Source organism: Ornithinimicrobium sp., assembly GCF_051004135.1.
Classification (GTDB): Bacteria; Actinomycetota; Actinomycetes; order Actinomycetales; family Dermatophilaceae; genus Ornithinicoccus.
This window is the reverse complement of sequence record NZ_JBPCKQ010000096.1, coordinates 1-6,659: the sequence shown is the minus strand read 5'-3', so window position 1 is coordinate 6,659 and position 6,659 is coordinate 1. Positions and strand designations below refer to the sequence as shown.

Sequence of the window (6,659 nt, the reverse complement as noted above, 5' to 3'; positions counted from 1 at the left end):
TCGCCGATCGGCACCCGGTAGTCCTTGTCGCCGTGTACCACGAGCATGGGCGTGCGGATCGCATCGGCGAACCGGCTCGGCGAGTACGCCTCGTACCGCTCGGGCCGCTCGTCGGCGTAGCCCCACTCCTTCGCCCAGTACGCCGGGTAGTCCGTCGTCGTGTTGAACTGGTCCAGCGCCCACAGGCTGGCGTGGGTCACGATCGCGCGGAAGCGGTCGGTGTGCCCGGCGATCCAGTTGGCCATGTAGCCGCCGAACGACCCGCCCATCGCGGCGGTGCGGGATTCGTCGATGTCCGCGCGCTCCTGCACCGCGTCGGTGATCGCCATCAGGTCCTCGAACGGTGCCGCGCCCCAGGCGCCCCAGCCGCGCTGGATGAAGTCCTGGCCGTAGCCGGTGGACAGGGCGGGGTCGGGGAGCAGCACGGCATACCCCTGGGCGACCATCAGCCACGGGTTCCACCGCCAGGTCCAGGCGTTCCACGAGCCGAGCGGGCCGCCGTGCACCCAGAGCAACAACGGAGCCGGGGACTCACCCGGAGACTCGGGCAGGGCCAGCCAGGCGCGGACCCGGGTGCCGTCCGCGGTGGTCGTCTCGACCTCCTCCAGCCGACCGGGCAGCTCGGGCCGCGCCGCCGGTCCGGGCAGTGGGGTGACCGAGCCGTCGGCCAGGTCGATGCGGGCGACCTCGGAGGGGTAGGCGTAGCTGCTGCGCACGCCGTAGGCGCTCGTGCCGTCGGGGGCGACCACCACCTGCGACCAGGTCGCGTCGTCGCGGGTCACCTGGGTCACCTCACCGGTGGCGATCTCGACACGGAACACCGGGCCACGACCGTCGTCGTCGGCCAGCACCAGCACGGCGGAGCCGTCCGGCAGCCACGCCGCGGGGTGCGCCCACCGGTCCCAGTCGTGCGCGAGGGGGCGCAGCTCGCCGGTGGCGAGGTCGAGCAGCGACATCCGCGGGTGCGGGGCCCGCTCGGGTGTGCTCTTCGGGTCGCTGACCAGCACGGCGCGGGTGCCGTCGGGGCTGATCAGCGGCGCGTAGAAGTCCTGCTCGGGGTCCTGCAGCAGCACCGTGTGCTCGCCGGTGGCCAGGTCGATCTTGACCAGCGCGGTGTGCTGCTCGCCCCGCGCCTGGAACATCGCCGCGGGCGCGAGGGCGAAGGTGCCGTCCGGGCTCACCTCCGGCTCCTGCTCCTCCAGGTTCACGCCGTGGTCGTGGCCCTCGCTGACTCGGCGCAGCCGTAGCGGTGGCTCGTGATCCACGGTGACCGGGCCTGCGGTGCCCACCGTCTTGTCGCCGTCCGGATCGGCCTCGGCGACGAACAGGGCCGGACGCGCCGGGCCCAGGTCGTGGTCCCAGAAGCGCACCGGATAGCCGTCGTGCAGGATCGCGTCGACCGCAGCGTCCTTGCGCACCTTGTGCAAGGCGGCGTGCTCCGGCTCCGTGACCGCCCCGGTCAGCCGGCCGGCCTTGACCACGACGACGTCGGCGTCGCGGGCAGCGTGCACCGAGCTCACGCCCCCGGGCCTGCGCAGGACCCGCCGCGCCTCGCCACCCGCCGCCGGCAGCTGCCACAGCGCGGTCTCGACGTCCTCGTCGGCAGCGTCGGCGTCGGGCCGCTCGGAGGTGAACCAGAGGTCGCCCGTGCTGCCGAACACAGCGCCCGCCTCGCCCTTCGCGCTGCGGGTCAGCCGGTATGCTGTGCGCTCACCCGCCGGATCCACCTCCCACAGCGCGGTGACGTAGCCGGTGCCCACGCGGTTGAGGGTGGAGACGGTGGTGACCAGCCGGCGACCGTCGCGGGACAGGCCCAGTCCGCCGAGGCGGGGCAGGGCGACATAGCGCTCGAGGTCATGGAAGGGGGTCTTCGTCGACGTGGCGTCGTCCGGGGTCGTCATGGGCCGTTCATACCACCCGTCGGTGGAATCCTCGCGACCACCCGGACGTTGAGAACGATGACCGACGACGAGGCCCTGCCCTCACGAGGAGGACGTGACGTGACCGAGATCTCTCCGCTGCTGCGGCTGGAGACCGATGCCCACCAGCTGACCCAGCACGCGCCGCTGCTGCAGCTGTCCGTCGACGGCTTCATCGACGCCGGGCACGTGCGCGGGCAGCTCGCCGAGCACATCCTCGGCACCCTGGAGCACCGGGTGATCGCCTCCTTCGACGTCGACCAGCTCGTGGACTACCGCTCGCGCCGCCCGCTGATGACCTTCGACTCCGACCACTGGGCCGGGATCGACGAGCCGAGCCTGGTGCTCTACCGCGTGCTGGACGCCGACGGCCAGCCGTTCCTGTTCCTGCACGGGGTCGAGCCCGACTACCGGTGGGAGGGGTTCGTGGAGGCGGTGCATCAGGTGTGCCTGGCCTTCGGTGTGCGGCGCGTGGTCTCCGCCCACGGCATACCCATGGCGGTCCCCCACACGCGGCCCGTCGGGATGACCCGGTTCGCCAACCAGACCGAGCTCATCGGTGACAACCAGGTCCTGTTCGGCAAGGTTCAGGTGCCGGGCAGTGTGGAGGCGCTGCTGCAGCTGCGGCTGGGTGAGGCCGGGCTGGAGACGATGGGCCTGGCGGTGCACGTGCCGCACTACCTGGCCGACTCCACGTTCGGCGACGCAGCCGTGACCGCGTTGCAGGCCCTGGCCGAGATGACCCGGCTGCGGGTCCCCGACGAGGCGCTGGTCGCCGCAGCGGGACTCAACCGCGCTGAGATCACCGAGCAGGTGCAGGCCTCCCCGGAGGTCGGTGAGGCGGTCGCCGAGCTGGAGAAGCGCTACGACCACTTCCTGGAGGGCCAGCGCAAGCGCAGCCTGCTCGCTGCGCAGGTGGCAGATCTGCCGTCAGCCGACGAGATCGGCGCGGAGTTCGAGGAGTTCCTGCGATCCGCGGCAGACGGTGCCGAGCCGGGCAGCGACGCGGGTCCCGCGGGCGAGGACTCCGGACCGAAGAGCTGACCTGACCGGACGGGACCCTGCCCAGCAGGTCAGCGGGGTGGAGGTGGTGGTGGCCAGTGGTCGCCGTAACCCTGCTCATCGGGGTCGTCCTGCTCAGACCGGCTGTCCTGCACATCGGACCCGCCCTGCACACCGGTCTCGCGCTCAGGAGGCTGCTGCCCAGGAGGAGCGTAGGGGTCGCCCGACGGTGGTGGCGGCGGGGGAGCGGCGTAAGGGTAGCTCGAGCCGCCCGTCGAGGGCTCGTGCTCGGGAGGGGGTGCGTAGGGACGGGTCTGCTGCGGCGGGGTGGCGTAGGGCGAGGAGTAGCCGCTACTGCCCTGCCATCCCTGCTGGCCGCCCGGCTGCTGGGCGGAGCCGACGGAGGCGGAGGGTCTGCTGCGGCGGCGCAAGAGCAGGGCCGCAACGGCCAGCAGCACGGCGAGCACGAGCAGGAACAGCCCGGAGACGATCCCGGCCGGGCCCATGACGCCGCTGGCGCTGGTGTCCGGAGCCGCCGGTCCGGCATACACGGCCTCGCTCGTGCCCTCGCAGGTCACGGCGTAGGTCCCCGAGCCCAGGTCCTGCGGACTGCGGGCGATCTCGTAGAAATCGGTGCCGGCCACGTCGACGGCAAACTCCTGAACGGGACGCTCGAAGACGACCTGGCCACTGTCGGCGTCGGCCGTGCACACGGCACCCGAGCGGGCGTCGCTACGCGAGTAGACCGACATCCCGGCCTCACTGATGGCCACGGACTGTCCCGGGTTGAACCCCTGCATGTTGGGGGTGGCCACGCTCAGCACCCCCACCAGGCCGAGCGACAGCAGGAGGAGACCGAGCAGTGCGCTCAGCGCCGCGAGGAGCCCCAGCAGCAGGGGCACCCGGCTGCGTGACCCTGGGCTCTGGTCGCCCCCCGGTGACGGTTGCGCATACGCCATGACCTCAAGGTAGCGCACCCACGGCTTCGCAGCGGTGGCGCCTCCGACTCCGCGTTGGCAGGATGGCCGTGGCCGACCGGCCCTGCCACCACCGCTTCAGGAGGACGACGTGTTCATCTTCGGATCCGACAAGGACCGTGCCACGGATGAGCCGGAGGACGAGGGGGGATTCGGTGCTCGGATGGCCCGGTCAGCGGTCGACCGGATGCTCGGCTACGGCCTGGACGGCATCGGCCCCCTGGACTCCGTCGAGGAGGTCGTGCGCAAGGCACGCTCGCGCCATGACGACCCCGAGGAGGCGATCCAGGACCTCTGCTCGACACACCAGCGGCTCGCGGCCAGTGGTGGGTTCGTCACCGGCCTCGGCGGGTTGATCACCATGCCCGTGGCGCTGCCGGCCAACGTCGTCGGGTTCTACGTGCTGGCGAGCCGGATGGTCGGCGCGGTGGCGTTGATCCGCGGCTACGACGTGCGCGAGGACAACACCCGCACCGCGCTCGCTCTCACCCTCATCGGCGCGGACGCCGACGACCTGCTCAAGAAGGCCGGCATCACCGGTGGCGGCCGGATGGCCCGGATCGCGCTCAACCGGGTGCCCCGCGCTGCAGCCATGATGATCAACAAGGGCCTCGGCTTCCGGGTCGCCACACAGCTGGGCACCCGCGTGCTGGGCCGGTTGGGACGTCTGGTCCCGCTGGTCGGCGGCGCGGTCGGCGCCGGCCTGGACGGCTACCTGATGGGGCGCCTGGCCAAACACGCACGCAGCGAGTTCCCACCCCGGGACCAGCTCGACTCCGCCTGAGCGGGCCACGGCAGTTATCCACAGGCGGTCGCGGACCCCACGCGGGACGGGAATCGGCCACGCTGAGGTCATGACGAACTCACAGCCGTCGCACCTCGACGCAGTGCATCTCAGCACGGTTCGCGGCATCGCCGAGACCATCGTGGCGCTGCCCTACCAGCTCGGCTACCGGCCATCTCGCTCCGTGGTGATGGTGTGCCTGGAGCAGCACCCCAGCCGTAGGTCCACCGGGCATGTCCAGCTCATCGCCCGCGCCGACCTGGACCCACCCGGTGGTCCGCCGGGGGCGCTCGCGGCGCTGAGTCTCGCGCTCGACCAGACCCGGCCCGACGTGGTCGTCCTCATCGCGTTCGAGGATGCGCAGGATGATGCGACCTCGCTGCTGCAACAGGCCTGCGAGCTTGCCGGAGCACACGGCGCACTGGTCGACCAGAGCGTCCGGGTCCGCGACGGGAAGTGGTTTCCCGTGGTCACGCCCGACGGTTCTGCGCCTTGCTGGCAGCCGCTGCCGGCGCAGGCCGACGTGCCGGTGGTGGCCGACTTGGTGCTCAACGGGTGCAACCCGGCCCCGGAGCGCGCGGACCTCGCGCGACTGTTCGAGTCCCGCCGGCCGCTGCTGCGGCAGGTGGTGACCGCCGAGTTCGCGAGCCGGTTGGCCACCGGGCGAGGCTGCGTCGATCCCGACGCAGCCCTGCTGCTGCTCGGTCACGTGCTGCGCGCCGACGGGGCGGACCCGCCCGAACTGTCGGGGGCGGTGCTCGCCGACCTCGCCCTGGAACTGCGCGACGTGCTCCTGCGCGATGCGGTGCTGGCCCGCGTCGCCCCGGGGGTGCTGCGGCTGAGCGACCTGCCGGCCGAGTATGCGGAGCGAGTCGTGCGGTGCCTGCCGAGGCTCGAGTCGGTGGACCCGGCCGTCTGCGAGCGACTGGCGGTCCTCAGCTCGCACCTGCCTGAGGCCGCCGCTGCACCGCTGCTCACCCTGTGCGGATACCTCGCCTGGTGGGCCGGGGCGGGCACCCTGGCCAACCTCGCCATCGCCAGGGCGCTGACGTGCGATCCGGACTACTCGATGGCGCGACTGGTCGACCAGGTGCTGCAGCAGGCGATCCGTCCGCCCAGAAGTGCGCGCGGCAGCCACATCCGGCGGTCCGGGCCCGGCCACGGTCGCCCTGCTGCGTGAGCAGAGACCCACAGCGAGCGGCGGGTGTACCCTCGGCGTCGTTGTCCGCGCCAGGGTGCCGAGAAGGAGTCAGATGTCGATCGTGGTGGGTCGCCTCGCGACCAGGGAGGGCCGGGCAGCGTTGCGCCGCGCGGCCGAGGAGGCAACGACCCGGAGGCTGCCGATGATCGTGGTCGACACCGGGCGCCACCAACAGGGCGCCGAAGGCGAGGAGCTCCAGCAGCTCGAGCAGCTGCTGACCGAGCTGGGCCGAGCGCTCGACGAGCACGGGGTTCCGCACGAGGTGCGTAGCCCCAGCGGGGGCGTGGACGCTGCCGACGACCTGATCACGGCTGCCGAGGAGGCGGGCGCCGAGCTCATCGTCATCGGGCTGCGCCGCCGGACCCCCGTGGGCAAGCTGATCCTGGGCTCGCATGCTCAGCGCATCCTGCTCGACGCGTCCTGCCCCGTGCTCGCCGTGAAGGCGGGCCCCGTCGCCCCCTGAGCACCCGCCGGCGCTGACCAGCGAGGGGGCACGACGGGGGCTCCGTGGTGCGCAGGGGCGAGGTGCCTCACATAAGAGTGAGCGCGTAGGTTGTGCTGGTGCCTCACACGCTTTGAGCGCGTGAAGGCTTGCGTCATTTCGTCTGGGTCAACCGGTTGATTGACGGGTTCAATGATTTCATGTCCAGTCCGCGGGCGGCTGTCAGGGCTTGGGTCTTGGCTTGGGCCAGGTCCATGAGTTTCATCTGCAGGACGGTGATCTGGCGGGTCAGGTCGGCCGGGTTGATGCCCTCGACGCGTCTGGCCGCGGTGGC

Annotated in this window: 7 protein-coding genes; 4 read left to right on the top strand and 3 right to left on the bottom strand. The window is 71.9% G+C overall.

What is annotated here, in order from left to right:
* Positions 1–1,901, bottom strand: a 1,901-nt coding sequence (locus tag ACR2FV_RS05585) for a S9 family peptidase (protein ID WP_434014711.1), incomplete at its 3' end; no start/stop codon positions are given.
* 57 nt (positions 1,902–1,958) lie between these two features.
* Here ACR2FV_RS05585 and ACR2FV_RS05580 point away from each other — a divergent pair.
* The gene (locus tag ACR2FV_RS05580) at positions 1,959–2,963 is read left to right on the top strand and encodes a PAC2 family protein (RefSeq protein ID WP_434014710.1); all 1,005 of its coding nucleotides are present in this window, start codon (positions 1,959–1,961) and stop codon (positions 2,961–2,963) included.
* A 29-nt stretch (positions 2,964–2,992) separates the two neighbouring features.
* Here the strand turns inward: ACR2FV_RS05580 and ACR2FV_RS05575 are convergent, their stop codons facing one another.
* Positions 2,993–3,880, bottom strand: coding sequence for a hypothetical protein (locus ACR2FV_RS05575; RefSeq protein WP_434014709.1), 888 nt, complete (start codon positions 3,878–3,880; stop codon positions 2,993–2,995).
* Between the two features lie 109 nt (positions 3,881–3,989).
* Between ACR2FV_RS05575 and ACR2FV_RS05570 the strand changes: the two genes are divergently transcribed.
* From ACR2FV_RS05570 to ACR2FV_RS05560, 3 genes are all read left to right on the top strand, one after another.
* Entirely contained in the window at positions 3,990–4,682 is a 693-nt protein-coding gene (locus tag ACR2FV_RS05570) for an EcsC family protein (RefSeq protein ID WP_434014708.1), read from the top strand.
* A gap of 70 nt (positions 4,683–4,752) precedes the next feature.
* Complete coding sequence (locus tag ACR2FV_RS05565; RefSeq protein WP_434014707.1) at positions 4,753–5,862, top strand: DUF4192 domain-containing protein; 1,110 nt, start codon at positions 4,753–4,755, stop codon at positions 5,860–5,862.
* A gap of 73 nt (positions 5,863–5,935) precedes the next feature.
* Positions 5,936–6,346: a universal stress protein gene (locus ACR2FV_RS05560; protein WP_434014706.1), complete on the top strand. Its 411-nt coding sequence runs from the start codon at positions 5,936–5,938 to the stop codon at positions 6,344–6,346.
* Between the two features lie 133 nt (positions 6,347–6,479).
* Here the strand turns inward: ACR2FV_RS05560 and ACR2FV_RS05555 are convergent.
* The coding region (locus ACR2FV_RS05555; RefSeq protein ID WP_434014705.1) for a hypothetical protein at positions 6,480–6,659 on the bottom strand (180 nt) is incomplete at its 5' end.

Excerpts from the sequence above, each read along its gene's own strand:
- ACR2FV_RS05565 (WP_434014707.1), top strand. The coding sequence starts at position 4,753 with ATGACGAACTCACAGCCGTCGCACCTCGACGCAGTGCATCTCAGCACG.
- ACR2FV_RS05560 (WP_434014706.1), top strand. The coding sequence starts at position 5,936 with ATGTCGATCGTGGTGGGTCGCCTCGCGACCAGGGAGGGCCGGGCAGCG.
- ACR2FV_RS05580 (WP_434014710.1), top strand. The coding sequence starts at position 1,959 with ATGACCGACGACGAGGCCCTGCCCTCACGAGGAGGACGTGACGTGACC.
- ACR2FV_RS05575 (WP_434014709.1), bottom strand. The coding sequence starts at position 3,880 with ATGGCGTATGCGCAACCGTCACCGGGGGGCGACCAGAGCCCAGGGTCA.